An 18,081-nucleotide genomic window follows, 5' to 3' on the forward strand; every position below is an offset into this window, starting at 1 on the left:
AACGTAGATCTCACCAATAAATAGCCGTCAATACGGCGCTCACTTAACGCTTACGGATTTACGCTGCCTGACCCTTGACCACAAGAGCTTCGCGGTTTTATGCCCGCTCGCCCTGGTCGGCTTCGCCTTGTATCCGGTTCTTGTACATCGGCTCGCGGTTTCGATTCACGCTTCCTCCCCACACTCGGTCGCCCTCATGCAGTTGCGCTTCACTTCGTTCGCTGTGGTCAGCTTACGGCGGGACTTTCACCCACAAGATTGCGCCCATGCTGGGCGCACATAAAAAAAGCCGCAACAGTGTGCGGCTTTTCAGATAATTGTGAAGCTTACGCGTAACCGTAGGTCATCAGACGCTGGTAACGACGATTGAGCAGGTCTTCTTTGCTCAGCACATCCAGGTCCGCCAAATCGGCCAGCAGCTGCGCTTTCAGGGAAGCGGCCATCACTTCCGGTTTACGATGCGCACCACCCAGAGGTTCAGGGATGACGGTATCGATCAGCTTCAGCTCTTTCAGGCGTGGGGCAATGATGCCCATCGCTTCTGCAGCCAGAGGCGCTTTATCGGCGCTCTTCCACAGGATAGAGGCACACCCTTCCGGAGAGATAACGGAATAGGTGCTGTACTGCAGCATATTCACTTTATCGCCCACGCCAATCGCCAGCGCACCACCGGAACCACCTTCACCGATGACGGTACAGATGACAGGCACCTTCAGGCGAGACATCTCACGCAGGTTACGTGCGATGGCTTCAGACTGACCGCGCTCTTCCGCGCCCACGCCTGGGTAAGCACCCGGGGTGTCGATAAAGGTGATGATGGGCATATTGAAACGCTCAGCCATCTCCATCAGACGCAGGGCTTTACGGTAGCCTTCTGGTGCCGGCATACCAAAGTTACGACGGATCTTCTCTTTGGTTTCACGGCCTTTCTGATGGCCAATGATCATCACCGGACGTCCATCCAGACGAGCGATACCACCGACGATAGCTTTATCGTCAGCGTAAGCGCGGTCGCCTGCCAGTTCGTCAAATTCGTCAAACGCCAGGCGGACATAATCCAGGGTGTACGGACGCTGTGGGTGACGCGCCAACTGGGCGATCTGCCATGCGCCGAGATCGGCAAAGATTTTGCGCGTCAGTTCTACGCTTTTTTCGCGCAGACGATGCACTTCTTCATCGATGTTAATATCCAGTTTTTCATCCTGACGGCTTACCGCTGTCAGAGAATCGATTTTCGCTTCCAGCTCAGCAATCGGCTGTTCGAAATCAAGGAAATTCAGACTCATAGTATTCCTGTATTAGTCAAACTCCAGTTCCACCTGCTCCGAACCAATGAGGCCACGGAGATCGTTCAGTAAACGATCGCTCGGAGAGACACGCCACGTTGCACCAAAGCGCAACCGCGCACGTGCATCCGCCCTCTGATAGTAGAGATGTACTGGAATTGTCCCCGAGCGGTGGGGTTCCAGAGACTGACGGAGTCGGTTTAAAAGCTGGTCATCAATTTGCCTGTCCGTCAGCGAGATAGCAAGCCCGCGAGCATATTTTTCCCGGGCTTCGTCAATGTCCATCACTTCGCGGGCGGTCATTTTAAGCCCCCCGCTGAAGTCATCAAAGCTGACCTGTCCGCTGACGATAAGTATGCGGTCTTTTTCCAGCAATTGCTGGTATTTATCCAGCGCGTCGGTGAATAACATCACCTCCAGACGCCCGGAACGGTCATCCAGGGTACAGATGCCGATACGATTGCCGCGCTTGGTGACCATAACCCTTGCAGCAATCACGAGCCCCGCAGCCGTGGTGATTTTACCACGTTCTGTCGGATGCATGTCTTTCAGCCTGTAGCCTCCGACATAGCGCTCAATTTCTTTGATGTACTGATTGATCGGGTGCCCCGTCAGGTACAAGCCTAACGTTTCACGCTCACCATCCAGCACCACCTGTTCTGGCCACGGCAGACAGCTGGCGTAAGACTGCTCGATCTGCTCTGGCTCTTCCGCCAGCACGCCGAACATGTCCGCCTGGCCAATGGCTTCCGCTTTTGCGTGCTGATCCGCGGCTTTCAGCGCATCGCCAAGCGAGTTCATCAGCGCGGCGCGGTGCGGCCCCAGCCTGTCGAACGCACCGGACATGATCAGTTTTTCCAGCACGCGGCGGTTCAGTTTTTTGGTATCGGTGCGGGCGCACAGATCAAACAGCTCGCGGAAATAACCACCGTTATTACGCGCTTCGATGATTGCCTCGATCGGCCCTTCACCTACGCCTTTGATCGCGCCGATCCCGTACACAATCTCCCCGTCGTCGTTAACGTGGAAATGGTAAAGACCCGAGTTAATATCCGGCGGCAGGATCTTCAGTCCCATGCGCCAGCACTCATCCACCAGGCCAACCACCTTCTCGGTGTTATCCATATCGGCGGTCATTACCGCCGCCATAAATTCAGCGGGATAGTGCGCCTTCAGCCACAGGGTTTGATACGACACCAAAGCATAGGCGGCAGAGTGCGATTTGTTAAATCCGTACCCGGCGAATTTCTCGACCAGGTCGAAGATTTTCATTGCCAGCTCGCCGTCAATGCCATTTTTCTTCGCGCCATCTTCAAAAATAGAGCGCTGCTTGGCCATCTCCTCCGGCTTTTTCTTACCCATTGCACGACGCAGCATATCCGCGCCGCCGAGGGTATAGCCGGAGAGCACCTGAGCAATCTGCATGACCTGTTCCTGATACAGGATGATGCCGTAGGTTGGCTCCAGTACCGGCTTCAGGCTTTCGTGCTGCCACTGAACGTCCGGGTAGGAAATCTCTTCCCGACCATGCTTACGGTCGATAAAGTTATCTACCATCCCTGACTGCAGCGGTCCCGGACGGAACAGCGCCACCAGTGCGATCATATCTTCGAAGCAGTCAGGCTGCAGACGTTTAATCAGATCTTTCATGCCACGGGATTCAAGCTGGAAGACCGCGGTGGTCTCCGAGCGCTGCAGCATGTCGAAACTTTTCTTGTCATCCAGTGGGATGGCCGCGATATCCAGCGGCGGCTCGCCGTTCTTCTCGCGGCGGGCGTTGATCATCTCCAGCGCCCAGTTGATGATGGTAAGCGTACGCAGACCAAGGAAGTCGAACTTCACCAGCCCGGCGTATTCAACGTCGTTCTTATCAAACTGGGTAACCGGGTGCTGCCCCGCTTCGTCACAATAGAGCGGCGCAAAGTCGGTAATTTTGGTCGGGGCGATAACCACACCACCCGCGTGTTTACCGGCGTTACGCGTGACGCCTTCCAGCTTACGCGCCATGTCAATCAGCGCTTTGACTTCTTCGTCAGCTTCGTAGATTTCCGGCAGCTGCGGCTCGGCTTCAAACGCTTTTGCCAGCGTCATCCCCGGATCGGGCGGCACCAGCTTTGAGATACGATCGACGAATCCGTACGGATGCCCCAGCACGCGGCCCACGTCGCGGATAACCGCTTTTGCCGCCATCGTACCGAAGGTAATGATCTGCGATACCGCGTCACGGCCATACATATCCGCCACGTGCTCAATAACCTGGTCACGTTTTTCCATACAGAAGTCGACGTCGAAGTCGGGCATGGAGACACGTTCCGGGTTAAGGAAACGTTCGAACAGCAGGTCAAATTCCAGCGGGTCGAGGTCAGTGATCTTAAGCGCATAGGCCACCAGTGACCCGGCACCGGAACCACGTCCTGGACCAACCGGCACGCCGTTATCCTTCGACCACTGGATAAACTCCATTACGATCAAGAAGTAGCCCGGGAAGCCCATCTGGTTGATAACCTGAAGTTCGATATCCAGGCGCTCGTCATACTCCGGACGACGTTTTTTACGCTCTTCTTCATCCGGGAAAAGGAATTCAAGACGTTCTTCCAGACCTTCTTTTGATTTCATGACCAGGAAGTCTTCCGTGGTCATTTCCCCGGTCGGGAACTGCGGCAGGAAGTACTCACCCAAACGCACGGTAACGTTACAGCGCTTGGCGATTTCAACGCTGTTTTCCAGCGCTTCCGGGATGTCAGAGAAGAGTTCACACATCTCCTCTTCGCTGCGCATGTACTGCTGAGCAGAATAATTACGCGGGCGCTTCGGATCGTCGAGGGTGAAGCCATCATGGATCGCCACGCGAATCTCGTGAGCGTCGAAATCCCCGGCCTCAAGGAAGCGTACATCGTTGGTTGCCACCACGGGCAGCCCGCGCGCTTCCGCAAGCGCCACAGCGGCATGGAGATAACTCTCTTCATCCGGGCGGCCGGTGCGGATAAGCTCCAGATAATAACGATCCGGGAAGTACTCTTCATAGAATGATACGCACTGATCCACCAGCGCACTATTGCCGCGCAGCAGGCATTTGCCCACATCACCCATGCGGCCGCCGGAGATCAGCAATAACCCTTCGTTCAGCTCCGCCAGCCAGTCCCGGTCAATCCATGGCCCCAGGGCGCCGTAGCCTCGCTGGTAGGCTTTGGAGATTAGCAGGGTGAGATTCTGATAACCCGTGTTGTTCATCGCTAACACGGAAATTTGCGTCATTTCGTCGCCGAGCAGTTCGCTCTGCACATGAAAATCAGCTCCGACGATGGGTTTCATCCCCGCGCCATGCGCCGTTCCGTAGAACTTCACCAGACCACACAGGTTGGTAAAATCGGTGATCGCCAGCGCAGGCATACCCAGTGAGGCCGCCTTTTTTACCAGCGGCCCGGTTTTCGCCAGCCCATCGATCATGGAGTAGTCGCTATGCACCCGCAGGTGTACGAAACGTGGTTCAGCCATCTTCAGATTCCGCGTTACTTAATTGCTTGCGTATTGATTCAGGACACCAGTCCCAGCGCGCGTTTCACCGGGCCAAAACTGCGCCGGTGATGCTCGGTTGCGCCATGTTCAGCCAGCTTTTCCAGGTGGAAGGCTGTAGGATACCCTTTATGCTGAGCGAAGCCATACTGAGGGTAAGTGAGATCCAGCGCGGCCATTTCAGCATCGCGAGTCACTTTGGCAATAATAGAAGCCGCACTGATTTCCGCGACCCGGCTATCCCCTTTTACTACCGCCATGGAAGGCACAGGTAATGCAGGGCAACGGTTGCCGTCAATAAGAACATACTCCGGGGCAATTTTCAGCCCAGCCACCGCACGCTGCATCGCCAGCATTGTGGCATGCAGGATGTTCAGCTCGTCAATTTCATGCGGCTCAGCACGCCCAAGGCTCCAGGCTAATGCTTTTTCCTGAATCTCATCAAATAACGCCAGTCGGCGCTTTTCTGAAAGCTTTTTGGAGTCATTCAACCCGATAATCGGACGGGCCGGATCGAGGATCACCGCCGCGGTCACAACAGCGCCCACTAACGGGCCACGGCCCACTTCGTCCACACCCGCAACAAGGTGGGTGTGAGGATAAATAAATTCCATCATCTTGCTAACTCCAGCACCGCATCAGCCGCTTGCTCATCGGCATTACAGCGGATCTGCTGATGCAGTTCGCGGAACGTATCATGCATCTGGTGGCTGGTCTTGCCGTTGGCAAGCAGCGGTAGAAGCGCATCGGCCAGCGCCTGAGGCTGACATTCGTCCTGCAGAAGCTCTTTCACCAGTTCACGCCCGGCGAGCAGGTTTGGCAGCGAAACGTACTCCGTCTTCACCAGGCGTTTGGCCAGCCAGAAGGTGAACGGTTTCATGCGATAGCCTACCACCATCGGACATTTCGCCAGCATGCACTCCAGGGCTGCCGTACCGGAGGCCAGCAGCGCGGCATCGCTCGCGACCATCGCCTCACGGCCTTTTCCATCCAGCAGATGGATGTGAAGATCCGGTGCAACCTCGGCTTTAATACGCTCAAACTGCTCGCGGCGTTTGGCGTTCACCAGCGGCACAACCACTTCGAGATCGGGGTAGGTATCGCGCAGAATTTGCGCGGTTTTCAGGAAATCCGCGCTAAGCATCTCTACTTCTGCGCCACGGCTACCCGGCAGAAGAGCCAGACAGTGCGCATCGTGAGGGATCCCCAGCACGTCACGCGCTGCGTTTTTATCCGGATCCAGCGGCATCGCATCCGCCATGGTATGCCCGATAAAACGGCACGGAACGTTAAATTTGTCGTAAAACGCTTTTTCGAAAGGCAGGAAAGCCAGCACCAGATTGGTTGACCGTCCGATTTTGAAAACGCGTTTCTGTCGCCACGCCCAGACGGACGGACTGACGTAGTGAATTGTTTTAATGCCCTGCTTTTTCAGATTCCCTTCGAGGGTAATGTTGAAGTCAGGCGCATCAATACCGACAAAGACATCGGGTTTGAGCTCGGTGAAGCGGCGGGTAAGATCGGCGCGGATATGCAGCAGACGACGCAGTCGCCCCAGCACCTCAACAATGCCCATCACGGCCAGCTCTTCCATTTCGTACCAGGCTTCGCAGCCTTCAGCCTGCATTAGCGGGCCTGCAACGCCAACAAAGCGAGCATCAGGTACGCGAGCCTTAAGCGCGCGGATAAGACCGGCACCAAGAATATCGCCGGAGGTTTCTCCGGCGACCAGGGCTATCGTAAGCGGACGACTGTCGACCATTAACGAATCAGACCCCTTGTGGAACGGTCAAAGAATTCCATGAACGCGTTCACTTCAGGGTGCTTTTCCGCCAGTTCGGCAATTTCCGGCTTCGCCTCTTCCAGCGTTTTGCCGCTACGGTACAGTAACTTATACGCGTTGCGGATAGCCGTAATCGCTTCGCGAGTAAAGCCACGACGCTTGAGGCCTTCGATGTTCACGCCGAATGGCGTGGCATGGTTGCCCTGCGCAATTACATACGGTGGGACGTCCTGCGCCACACCGGAGCATCCGCCGACCATCACGTGTGCACCAATGATGCAGAACTGATGGACTGCGGTCATACCGCCAATAATTGCGAAATCATCAACCGATACGTGTCCTGCCAGCGTTGCGTTGTTGGCAAGAATACAGCGGTCACCTACGGTACAGTCGTGCGCGATGTGCGCATTAACCATAAACAGGTTATCGCTGCCCACCTTCGTCAACCCACCACCCTGTACTGTTCCACGATGAATGGTGACGCTTTCGCGGATACGGTTACGATCGCCAATTTCCAGACGGGTCGACTCACCAGCATATTTTAAATCCTGGTTAACTTCGCCGATGGAGGCGAACTGATAGATCTCATTGTTGCTGCCAATGGTCGTATGACCATTCACAACAACGTGAGATTTCAGTACTGTACCCTCACCAATTTCGACATGGGGACCAACAATACAGAATGGGCCAATGTGGACATTAGCACCAATAATAGCGCCGGTTTCCACAATAGCGGTAGGATGAATAAAGGCAGATTTATCAATCACGTATCAGGACTCCCGGCTACGAGCACACATCATCGTCGCTTCGCAAACAACTTTGCCGTCAACCAGCGCTACGCCTTTAAAGCGAGTCAGGCCACGACGCGTTTTTTCAAAAGTGACTTCCATGATCATCTGATCACCAGGCACGACAGGACGCTTGAAGCGCGCTTCATCGATACCCGCGAAGTAGTACAGTTCACCCGGCTCCAGTTTGCCTACGCTTTTAAACGCAAGAATACCGGTAGCTTGTGCCATCGCTTCCAGGATCAACACACCCGGGAAGATGGGTTTACCAGGGAAGTGCCCCTGGAAGAATGGCTCGTTAACGGAGACATTTTTCACTGCGCGCAGAAAACGACCTTCTTCAAAATCCAGCACACGGTCTACCAGCAAAAACGGGTAACGGTGCGGCAGAAGTTCTAAAATCTCTTCAATATGCAGAGTATGAGTGTCGGTAGTCAAAATACTCTTCCTGTCAAAATGTACTGATTAGCAATAATAACACGGCCTGCCGGTTTAAAAGAAAGCCGACAGGCCGGGAAATTAAGCGTTAAAAAGATGAACGCTTAGTCTTGTTGATCGATCTTACGCTCAAGGGACTTGAGTCGCTTGCTCATATCATCAATATTCATCACCAGAGCTGCTGTTTTACGCCATACCTTGTTAGGTTGCAGCGGGATGCCTGAGGAATAGACGCCTGGCTCAGTGATAGGACGCATTACCATGCCCATTCCCGTCACGGTGACCTTGTCGCATATTTCCATATGACCATTGATCACGCTGGCACCGCCAATCATGCAGTAACGGCCAATTTTCAGGCTGCCTGCCATGATGACGCCACCTGCAACCGCGGTATTGTCGCCAATCACAACGTTATGCGCAATCTGGCACTGATTATCGATAATAACACCGTTGCCGATAATGGTGTCGTCAAGCGCACCACGGTCAATGGTGGTACAGGCTCCGATCTCAACGCGATCGCCAATGATAACGCGACCCAGTTGCGGGATCTTAACCCAATTACCACGATCGTTAGCGTAGCCAAAACCGTCAGAACCAATCACTGTGCTGGACTGAACGAGGCAATTTTCGCCGATTTCAACTTCGTGGTAGACGGACACATTGGCCCACAAACGGGTCCCGGCGCCGATTTTTGTGTTTTTCCCAACGAAGCAGCCCGGGCCGATGACGACGTTATCGCCCAGTACGACGCCAGACTCGATCACGGCATTTGCGCCGACTGCTACGTTGTTACCCAGCTGAGCCGTCGGATCGATTGCTGCACTGGCAGCAATGTTTTGCGCCGGCTGCGGCGTGGTATCAAGAATTTGTGCCATGCGAGCATACGTCAGGTAGGGATTTTTCACTACCAGTGCCGCACCAGTGGCAAACGGAAGATCGTCCTGCGTCAGAACAACAGCCGACGCCTGGCATTGAGCCAGATGTTCACGGTACTTAGGGCTTACCATGAAGGTAATATTGCCAGCTTTAGCAGATTGCATGGACGCAACAGCGGTGATGACGATATCGCCATCACCGTGTAATTCTGCATCCAACTGCTGAGCTAAATCAGCCAGTCGAATTGAAGGCATTACTTATTTAACCTGTTTCAGAACATCAGCGGTGATGTCTTTAACATCGCTGCTGTTGAAAGCAACGGCGTTCGCATCAACAACCAGATCGATGTTCTGATCGGCAGCAACTGCTTTAACAGCAGTCTGAATGCGAGTCACCAGCTTGCCACGCTCTTCGTTAGAACGACGCTGACGATCCTGCTCGAAAGCCTGCGCTTTCTGGGAGAACGTCTGGCGCTGAGCCATTACGTCTTTTTCCAGTTTGCTGCGCTCGCTTGATTTCATGGTAGAACCATCACGCTGCAGACGCTGCATTTTGGACTGAAGATCGTTTTCCATACCCTGCAGTTCGCTTGCACGGCCTTTGAATTCGTTTTCCAGAGTCGCAGAAACGCCAGTTTTCTGTGCAACCTGCTGGAACAAATTACCCATGTTGACGATTGCAATTTTGTCTGCTGCCTGAGCAGAAGTTGCCATCGCTAAACCGAGACCTGCAGCTAATAACCACTTTTTCACAATTAACTCCTTACCATCCCATTGGCACCAGAAGGTACCGTTCTTTGCGTGGCAAGGCGATCGTTTTACCGATCGCCGGTTGTCAGCGCTACACTGCCAACGCATTCCTTTGCAGCGGAGAATTACCAGGTTTTACCAATGTTAAACTGGAATTGCTCCGACTTATCTCCATCATATTTCTTAAACGGCTGGGCGTAAGAGAAGACCAACGGCCCCAGCGGTGACATCCATTGTAATGCGATACCTGCAGACATGCGAATATTGCCCGGACCGCTGTAGTCTGGAACACCTGCCGCACGCATCTGGGCAGTGTTCTCCCAGTTGGTATCCCACACGGTACCGGCATCCCAGAAGAAGGACGTACGGACTGAGTTCGCGTATTTATCACTGATGAATGGCGTTGGCGTGATGAACTCAAGGCTCGCCACGGCCATGGCGTTACCGCCTACCGCATCATCAGAGCTACAAACCTGTTTTGGATCCCGGCTTGCGCAGTTATCTTCGTCATTACCGCCGTAATAAACCGCTTTCGGACCAATGTTGTTGGACTTGAAGCCACGAACGGTACTGGAACCACCGGCGTAGAAGTTCTCATAGAACGGCATCTCTTTGCCGCCTAAACCATCGCCATAGCCCCAACGGGTACGACCCAGAACCACCCACTTATGATCGTCATCGATCGGGAAGTACGAGGCAGTATCGAGCGTTAACTTGTAGAACTCGTTATCAGAACCAGGAATAGTCACTTTACCATTCAGGTTGACACGAGAGCCCTCCGTTGGGAAGTAACCACGGTCAAGGCGGTTATACGTCCAGCCGTAGTTGAAGGTGAAGTCATCCGCCGCAAAACCGTTGTTATCGCTGGAGGTGCTCGCCGACTGGCCGATAGAGTCGAGATAACGCCACATTGCCACCTGCGGTTGCATATTGGACAGGTCGTTATGCACGTAACCTAAGCCCGCACGCAGGGTGTTGTATTCGTTAACCGGGAATCCAAGCGTACCGTCTACACCGTAGCTCTTGTTGGTGTACGAGGACAGATACGCGTTGTCTGCTTTAAAGTCGTTATAGAAGATACGACCACCCAGGCTCACACCGTCAACGGTGAAGTATGGGTTAGTGACAGAGAACTCAGAATAGGTCTGGTAGTCGTTTTTGGTACCGTTGATACCCACCGAGTAACCCGTACCCAGCCAGTTATCCTGCTGAACGCCAACCTGGAAGCTCACGCCTCTTTCAGTACCGTAGCCCACACCGAAGTTAAAGCTACCGGTATTACGCTCTTTCACTTTGTACACGACATCAACCTGGTCCGGGCTGCCCGGCACACGCTGGGTATCGGTATCAACCGTTTCAAAATAGCCCAGACGGTTCAGACGCTCTTTACCCTGGTCAACGAGGTCGCTACCCAACCATGCCCCTTCCATCTGGCGCATTTCGCGACGCAGAACAGAATCTTTGGAGGTGTCGTTACCTTCGAAGCGGATCTTACGCACGTAGAAACGGTTGCCCGCATCAACGTTAACGTGAAGCTTAACGGTTTTATCCGCGTCGTTGATTTCCGGCTGAGTTTGCACACGCGGATAGGCATAACCATAACGGCCGAGCAGCTTTTTAATGCCGTCTTCCATTTTGGTTACTTTAGAACCGCTGTACAGATCGCCCGGCTGAATTTTGGTCAGCGATTCGATCTCGGCAGAATGCCCCGCCAGGTTGCCACTTATTTCAACACCCGAAAGCTTGTACTGATCGCCTTCTGTGATGTTAATCGTAATGTAGATCCCTTTCTTGTCCGGGGTCAGACTCACCTGAGTCGAGTCGATGTTGAAACGGGCATAACCGCGATCCAGATAGTAGCTGCGCAGGGTTTCGAGGTCGCCCGCCAGTTTCTGTTTCTGGTATTTGCGATCGCCCACCACGTTCCACCACGGCATTTCGTCACGCAGCTGGAAGGTGGAGATCAGTTCGTCGGTAGTGAACGCGTGGTTCCCGACGATGTTGATCTGTTGGATCTTCGCCGAGACGCCTTCCTGGAAGACCAGCTTCAGGTCAACACGGTTACGCGGCAGCGGAGTCACCACCGCTTTCACGCTGGCGCTGTACTTACCGACGCTGTAATAGAAGTCTTCCAGACCTTTTTCAATGTCTGAAAGGGTGGTGCGGTCCAGAGATTCCCCCACACGAACACCGGATGCTTCAAGGTTTTGCTTGAGCATGTCATCTTTCACCGACTTGTTACCGGAGAAAGTGATACTGGCGATCGTTGGACGTTCTTTTACCTGAACCAGCAGCGTATCACCATCGCGCAGGACGCGGACATCCTCAAAGTTGCCGGTGGCAAACAGAGCACGGATGGTGTTACTGATGTCATCATCATTAACCGTATCGCCGGGGCGCACAGGCATACTGAGGAGGGCCGCACCAACGGCGACACGCTGAAGGCCTTCGAAATGAATGTCTTTCACTACGAACCCGTCAGCACCGTATACGGTGGCGCTGCTAAACAGCAGCGACGCTATGAGCAACTTTTTCATCGCCATCGTTATTATGCGTTCTTCCTAACTAACTCTCTTACAACCGAGAGAAATCATTGAAAAGTGCAAGCCCCATTAACAGCACCAGCAAAATCGAGCCAATGCGATAACTAAAGTCTTGAACTCGCTCGGATACCGGCCCGCCTTTTAGCTTTTCAATCGCTAAAAACAGCAGATGACCCCCGTCTAAAACGGGAAGCGGGAACAGGTTGATGATCCCAAGGTTCACGCTAATGAGCGCGAGAAACATGAGATAGTAAATCACCCCGAACTCCGCTGACATCCCAGCCCCCTGAGCTATCGAAATTGGCCCACTGAGGTTGTTCAGTTTCACATCACCGGTTATCAATTTCCCCAACATGTTTACCGTCAGCTTCATCAGTTGCCATGTTTTATCCGTGGCTTCAAGGATGGCGCTAAACGGCCCATACTGGCGTATTGTCTTGTACTCATCAGGCAGCGGGATCACTTTAGGCACAACGCCTGCAAACCCTTCTGCCTTTTTGCCGACCGATTTGCTATCCGGGATCAGCGTCAGCGAGAGTGGACTACCCTGCCTTTCAACTTCCAGCGCGAGCGACGTACCCGGATTATCGCGCACCAGAGTAACAAAGGTCATCCACTGTGTTAATGGCTGACCATCGACTTTAACGATCCTGTCGCCAGCTTGCAAACCCGCTTTGCTCGCCGCCGAATTTGCCTGAACTTCGGCTAATATCGGTTCGATCTGCGCACCACGTGGGCGAATCCCCAGCGCAGAGACGGGATCTTCTTTGTCTGGCTCGAAACTCCAGTGACGCAAACCCAGCACTTTATTCTGTCGCTGGTCAGAACCAAACGGTGACACGCTGACCGTGGTCTGCTCATCACCGATTTTGGCTACCAGTTGCAGTCGCACGGCATCCCAATCAGGGGTTTCGATACCATCAATCGCTTTAAGTTCCATCCCCGGCGTAATTTGCGCACTCGCCGCGATGGAATTGGGGGCGATTTCACCGACAACCGGACGCACGCCCGGAACGCCGATGATAAACACCAGCCAGTAAGCGAAGATAGCAAAGATGAAATTGGCTACCGGTCCGGCAGCAATGATGGCGGCACGTTGTCCAACGGTTTTGTTGTTAAACGCGCTGTGTCGAAGCTCAGGGGCCACAGGCTCAACACGTTCGTCGAGCATTTTGACGTAGCCACCGAGCGGGATAAGGGCGATGACAAATTCCGTGCCGTGACGGTCGGTACGCGTCCAGAGTGATTTGCCAAAACCGATGGAGAACCGCTCTACGCGCACACCGTAACGGCGAGCAACCCAGAAATGGCCAAATTCATGCACGGTAATCAGTACACCCAGTGCAACAATGAACGCCGCCAGATTCCAGAGAATGCTCAGCATAAAACCTTCCGTTAAATCGTCCCGAATACCAGTAAAAGCAGACAAGCAAACACGGGAACAGCCGCTGTCAGGCTGTCAATGCGATCCAGTATCCCGCCATGCCCTGGAATCAGGTGTCCGCTGTCCTTAATCCCTGCTTCTCGCTTGAACATACTTTCGGTTAAATCACCGAGTACCGAGGCCAGCGCGGCAAAAATCGAACACACCAGCAGTATTGACGGTGCAATGTCCAGATTCGCCCAGACGCCATAGCCCCAGGAGATAATCGCTGCCGTAAACAGGCCGCCGATGAATCCTTGCCAGGTTTTACCAGGCGACACCTTCGGAGCCAGTTTATGTTTGCCGAACAGTTTACCAAACATATAGGCCCCAGAGTCAGCCCCCCAGACCAGAATCATCACATAAAGCAGCCAAATCGCACCGCTGTAGTGGTTTTCGTCGTAGTGCCAGGCGCGCAGAGCCACCATGCCCCAGAAAAAAGGCACGATGGTAAGAAGACCAAATATTAGGCGCAGCACTTTTGAGTTGCGCCATAACGCCGCGGAGCCTGGATAAAAAAGCACCAAAACAAGGGCGGCGATCCACCAGGCCAACGATACCCACAGGGACCCGGCAACCAGTGGTTGGTGAATATCATGGTGATATTCAGGCAAGGTAAACAGCATCAGGGCCAGGATCAAGCCACAGAGTACCGCCAGCCATACCCGCTGACTGCGCGACGTAAAGCCGCTAAACTGTCCCCATTCCCACGCGGCCAGCATACACACCACCAGCGTGACAATAGCAAATCCCACCGGTGGCAGTAAAAACAGCGCCGCAATGACAATGGGTATTAATACAAAAGCGGAAATCAGGCGATACTTCAGCAAAAGCTACCCCCATCAGGCTTTGTCGCCACCAGGCTCGGTGCCGCCGAAACGACGCTCTCGATTGGCAAAGGCATGCAGCGCACCTTCAAAGTCTTGTTCATCAAAATCGGGCCAAAGCACATCCGTAAAGTAAAGTTCGGCATAGGCAATTTGCCACAGCAAAAAGTTACTTATGCGATGTTCTCCCCCTGTCCTAATTACCAAATCCACAGGTGCCAGTTCATTCATGCAGATTTGCTTGCTCAGCGCGTCTTCATCAATTTGGTCGGGTCTCAACAACCCTTCCTGAACCTGTTCGGCCAGGTGCCGAACCCCCTGGATAATATCCCAGCGTCCACCGTAATTCGCCGCGATATTCAGCGTCAGACCCGTGTTATTTTCAGTCAGCGCTTCTGCTTTACGAATCCGTTCCTGCAAACGTGAGTTAAAACGACTGGTTTCGCCAATGACACGCAGGCGCACGTTGTGGCGGTGCAGGCTTTTTACTTCGCTGTCGAGCGCCCACAGAAACAGTTCCATCAACGCAGTCACTTCCTGCGCAGGTCGATTCCAGTTTTCACTGCTAAAAGCATAGAGCGTTAACGCATCAATGCCGTTATTGGCGGCAAAAGAGACGGCGCGGCGAACAGATTTCGCCCCAGCTTTATGCCCAAAGGCTCGTATCTTCCCTTGTCTTTTCGCCCAGCGGCCATTGCCATCCATGATGATTGCTACATGACGGCAGCCATGAGCTGGCAAGTTTTCGCTTATTGGTTGATTCGCAGACAACATAACGCGTTTTTAGTCCCTGAAAAGGATTTAACGGTACTCAGGAATACTGAAGCCTATACGTAAAAAAGCCGTGTCAAACCACGGCTTACCTGACCACTTAAAGTCAAATACCTGCGATCAGGTGGCGCAGACTATATCACCGAAGCCCAACGCTAACAAATAGCACGACGACTGGTGCTTGCTTTATCACCAGCTTGCGAGACGTGTCACCTGTTTGCGCGCAATAATACGAGCCTGCTCATCCACCGCCAGCACATCTTCCACGCTTTGTGGTTCGCGCAGATCCATCAACTCCAGTACCGACAAATTCAGCATAGCGATATCGGTGAAACGGATCTGCTGATTCAGAAATGCTTCAACGGTAATTTCATTGGCTGCATTGAGTGCCGTCGTCGCCGCCTGCCCCTGGTCAAAGGCATTCATTGCAAGCTTAAGACACGGATAACGATCGTAGTCAGGTTCACTGAACGTCAGAGAACTCAGCTTGCAAAAATCGAGTGGCTTCACGCCAGATTTTACGCGTTCAGGCCATGCCATTGCATGTGCAATTGGCGTACGCATATCCGGCTCTCCCAGCTGTGCCAGCACGCTGCCGTCCTGATAGCGCACCATCGAGTGAATCACCGATTGCGGGTGGATCAGCACTTCCATCTGTTTCGCCGACGCGTTAAACAGCCAGCGAGCTTCAATGTATTCCAGACCTTTGTTCATCATAGTGGCAGAGTCAACGGAGATCTTACGCCCCATTGACCAGTTCGGATGACGGCACGCCTGATCCGGCGTCATTGCGCTCAGTTCAGACAGTGGCGTTTCACGGAACGGGCCACCAGACCCGGTAAGCAAAATCGATACAACCCCATTCCGCTCCAGGTCAGCGTACCCCAGGTTCTGCTGAAAAGGTTGCGGTAAACTCTGAAAAATGGCGTTGTGCTCGCTGTCGACCGGCAAAAGTCGTGCACCGCGCTGCTTAACCGCCTCCATAAACAGGCGTCCGCAGGTCACCAGCGACTCTTTATTCGCCAGCAGAACATCTTTACCGGCATCGATGGCGGCCAGCGTCGGCAGCAACCCGGCCGCGCCAATAATGGCGGCCATCACCTGATCGACCTCATCCAGCGCGGCCATCTCACAGGCAGCCTGCTGCCCGCTCAGAACCTCAGTTCGACTGCCCTTCTCTTGCAGAGCGGCTTTCAGCTGGCGGGCGCTCTCTTCGTCATCCATTACCGCATAGCGGGGCGTAAACTCCAGACACTGCTCGACCATTCGCTGCACATTCTTCCCGGCCACCAGTGCTGTCACGGTGTAAAGCGCAGGGTTGTGGCGTACAACGTCGAGAGTGCTGCAACCGATAGATCCGGTTGAGCCAAGGAGAGTTAAATGCTTCATGAGATGCCCGAAAAAAGTTAGACCAGATAAAAGCAAAACGCCGCCAGCAAGACCCGAAGTCCCTCTGAACGGCGTTTATCAGTGTAAGACAGAAATCAGAACTGCATCAGTTCCGCTTCTTTATCTGCCAGCGCCGCATCAATTTTCTTGATGGCAGCGTCAGTCATTTTCTGAATGTCGTCCTGTGAACGACGATCGTCATCTTCACTGATCTCTTTTTCTTTCAGCAGCGCTTTCACTTTATCGTTAGCGTCGCGACGGACGTTACGCACGGAAACACGACCCTGCTCAGCTTCGCCACGCACGACTTTGATCAGGTCTTTACGACGCTCTTCGGTCAGTGGAGGCAGTGGAACACGGATATCAGCACCCGCAGAGCTTGGGTTCAGACCGAGGTCAGATGCCATGATCGCTTTCTCAACTGCCGGGCCCATAGAGCGATCGAACACGTTGATTTTCAGCGTACGGGTATCTTCCACGGTCACGCTCGCCAGCTGGCGCAGAGGGGTAGGCGTACCGTAGTACTCTACGATGATGCCATCCAGCAGGCTTGGAGAAGCACGGCCAGTACGGATTTTGCTGATTTGGGTTTTGAACGCTTCTACGCATTTTTCCATGCGTACTTCAGCATCTTTTCTGATGTCGTTAATCACGTTACGAATCCTTGAAAACTTGTCTCAGGCAGACTATCCGCCAGCACAGTGCTACAGGTGTGCTAAGTATAGTCGCGTTTAATTCATGACAACGCCAATGGCGCGTCCGGGTAAGATACCACTTCAAAATAAAGCGGAATCTTACCTGTATTTATCGTCGACGGAAATTATTCCGTGATCAATGTGCCTTCTTTTTCGCCCATGACCACGCGGCGCAGTGCGCCAGGCTTATTCATATTGAAGACACGGATCGGCAGTTTGTGGTCGCGAGCCAGCGTGAAGGCGGCAAGATCCATCACTTTCAGCTCTTTTTCCAGCACTTCGCTGTAGGACAGCTGATCGTACATGGTGGCAGAGGGATCTTTTGCCGGGTCGGCGGTAAACACGCCATCCACTTTGGTTGCTTTCAGCACCACATCGGCTTCGATTTCGATACCGCGCAGGCAGGCAGCGGAATCGGTTGTAAAGAACGGGTTACCCGTACCGGCGGAGAGGATCACTACGCGGTTGTTGCGCAGCAGGCTGATCGCTTCTGCCCAGCTGTAGTTATCGCAAACGCCATTCAAAGGAATAGCGGACATCAGGCGGGCATTCACATAGGCACGATGCAACGCATCACGCATTGCCAGACCGTTCATCACGGTTGCCAGCATACCCATATGGTCGCCCACAACGCGGTTCATCCCCGCTTTCGCCAGACCAGCACCACGGAAAAGGTTGCCACCGCCAATGACCACGCCGACCTGAATACCCAGTTCGACAAGTTCTTTGATCTCCTGTGCCATGCGGTCGAGAATGCTTGCGTCAATACCGAAGCCTTCCGATCCCTGCAGCGCTTCGCCACTCAGCTTAAGCAGAATGCGTTTGTACACGGGTTTTGCATTGGTAGCCATGTTTCTTTCCTGAGACTGTCAACGATTAAGATGGGGGTTAATTCTGGCGACATAGTATGTCGCATACCAGCACAGCGATACGGGATCCTGTCTGATTTTCGTCTGACGGGTGACAAAAAGAAGCCGCCCTCAGGCGGCTCCTTTTTCAT

General features: G+C 53.5%; 15 protein-coding genes. All 15 read right to left on the reverse strand.

Annotated elements, in window-relative coordinates; genetic code table 11:
- Window positions 1-326: 326 nt before the first annotated feature.
- The 15 genes from accA to pyrH all read right to left on the reverse strand — a co-directional run bounded on the left by accA (window position 327) and on the right by pyrH (window position 17,932).
- A complete protein-coding gene (gene accA, locus HX884_RS14980) occupies window positions 327-1,286 on the reverse strand; it encodes an acetyl-CoA carboxylase carboxyl transferase subunit alpha (protein WP_013095666.1) in 960 nt (319 codons plus the stop codon).
- A 12-nt stretch (window positions 1,287-1,298) separates the two neighbouring features.
- Window positions 1,299-4,781, reverse strand: coding sequence for a DNA polymerase III subunit alpha (dnaE, locus tag HX884_RS14985; protein ID WP_013095665.1), 3,483 nt, complete (start codon window positions 4,779-4,781; stop codon window positions 1,299-1,301).
- Window positions 4,782-4,819: 38 nt separating this feature from the next.
- Window positions 4,820-5,416: a ribonuclease HII gene (rnhB, locus tag HX884_RS14990; protein ID WP_013095664.1), complete on the reverse strand. Its 597-nt coding sequence runs from the start codon at window positions 5,414-5,416 to the stop codon at window positions 4,820-4,822.
- Window positions 5,413-6,561 carry a lipid-A-disaccharide synthase gene (gene lpxB / locus HX884_RS14995; protein WP_013095663.1) on the reverse strand — a complete coding sequence of 383 codons (1,149 nt, stop codon included), beginning with the start codon at window positions 6,559-6,561 and terminating at the stop codon, window positions 5,413-5,415. Before lpxB ends, rnhB begins: the two co-directional genes overlap by 4 nt.
- Entirely contained in the window at window positions 6,561-7,349 is a 789-nt protein-coding gene (gene lpxA, locus HX884_RS15000; RefSeq protein WP_020688550.1) for an acyl-ACP--UDP-N-acetylglucosamine O-acyltransferase, read from the reverse strand. Before lpxA ends, lpxB begins: the two co-directional genes overlap by 1 nt.
- 3 nt (window positions 7,350-7,352) lie before the next feature.
- Window positions 7,353-7,808 (reverse strand): 3-hydroxyacyl-ACP dehydratase FabZ, encoded by a 456-nt coding sequence (gene fabZ / locus HX884_RS15005; protein ID WP_010426706.1) that lies wholly within the window; start codon window positions 7,806-7,808, stop codon window positions 7,353-7,355.
- Between the two features lie 104 nt (window positions 7,809-7,912).
- A complete protein-coding gene (gene lpxD, locus HX884_RS15010; RefSeq protein ID WP_013095661.1) occupies window positions 7,913-8,938 on the reverse strand; it encodes a UDP-3-O-(3-hydroxymyristoyl)glucosamine N-acyltransferase in 1,026 nt (341 codons plus the stop codon).
- 3 nt (window positions 8,939-8,941) lie between these two features.
- On the reverse strand, window positions 8,942-9,436 hold the full coding sequence (skp, locus tag HX884_RS15015; RefSeq protein ID WP_013095660.1) for a molecular chaperone Skp: 495 nt from the start codon (window positions 9,434-9,436) through the stop codon (window positions 8,942-8,944).
- A gap of 122 nt (window positions 9,437-9,558) precedes the next feature.
- Window positions 9,559-11,976, reverse strand: coding sequence for an outer membrane protein assembly factor BamA (bamA, locus tag HX884_RS15020; protein WP_178328423.1), 2,418 nt, complete (start codon window positions 11,974-11,976; stop codon window positions 9,559-9,561).
- Between the two features lie 31 nt (window positions 11,977-12,007).
- Complete coding sequence (rseP, locus tag HX884_RS15025; protein WP_178328424.1) at window positions 12,008-13,360, reverse strand: sigma E protease regulator RseP; 1,353 nt, start codon at window positions 13,358-13,360, stop codon at window positions 12,008-12,010.
- Window positions 13,361-13,371: 11 nt separating this feature from the next.
- Window positions 13,372-14,229, reverse strand: coding sequence for a phosphatidate cytidylyltransferase (cdsA, locus tag HX884_RS15030; RefSeq protein WP_013095657.1), 858 nt, complete (start codon window positions 14,227-14,229; stop codon window positions 13,372-13,374).
- A 12-nt stretch (window positions 14,230-14,241) separates the two neighbouring features.
- Window positions 14,242-15,000: a (2E,6E)-farnesyl-diphosphate-specific ditrans,polycis-undecaprenyl-diphosphate synthase gene (ispU, locus tag HX884_RS15035; protein ID WP_178328425.1), complete on the reverse strand. Its 759-nt coding sequence runs from the start codon at window positions 14,998-15,000 to the stop codon at window positions 14,242-14,244.
- A gap of 186 nt (window positions 15,001-15,186) precedes the next feature.
- Entirely contained in the window at window positions 15,187-16,386 is a 1,200-nt protein-coding gene (gene ispC / locus HX884_RS15040; RefSeq protein ID WP_178328426.1) for a 1-deoxy-D-xylulose-5-phosphate reductoisomerase, read from the reverse strand.
- 95 nt (window positions 16,387-16,481) lie between these two features.
- Entirely contained in the window at window positions 16,482-17,039 is a 558-nt protein-coding gene (frr, locus tag HX884_RS15045; protein WP_008501909.1) for a ribosome recycling factor, read from the reverse strand.
- A 167-nt stretch (window positions 17,040-17,206) separates the two neighbouring features.
- Entirely contained in the window at window positions 17,207-17,932 is a 726-nt protein-coding gene (gene pyrH, locus HX884_RS15050) for a UMP kinase (RefSeq protein ID WP_003856194.1), read from the reverse strand.
- Window positions 17,933-18,081 lie beyond the last annotated feature (149 nt).

This window comes from Enterobacter sp. SECR19-1250 (assembly GCF_013391025.1).
In the GTDB taxonomy this organism is placed as follows: domain Bacteria; phylum Pseudomonadota; class Gammaproteobacteria; order Enterobacterales; family Enterobacteriaceae; genus Enterobacter; species Enterobacter cloacae.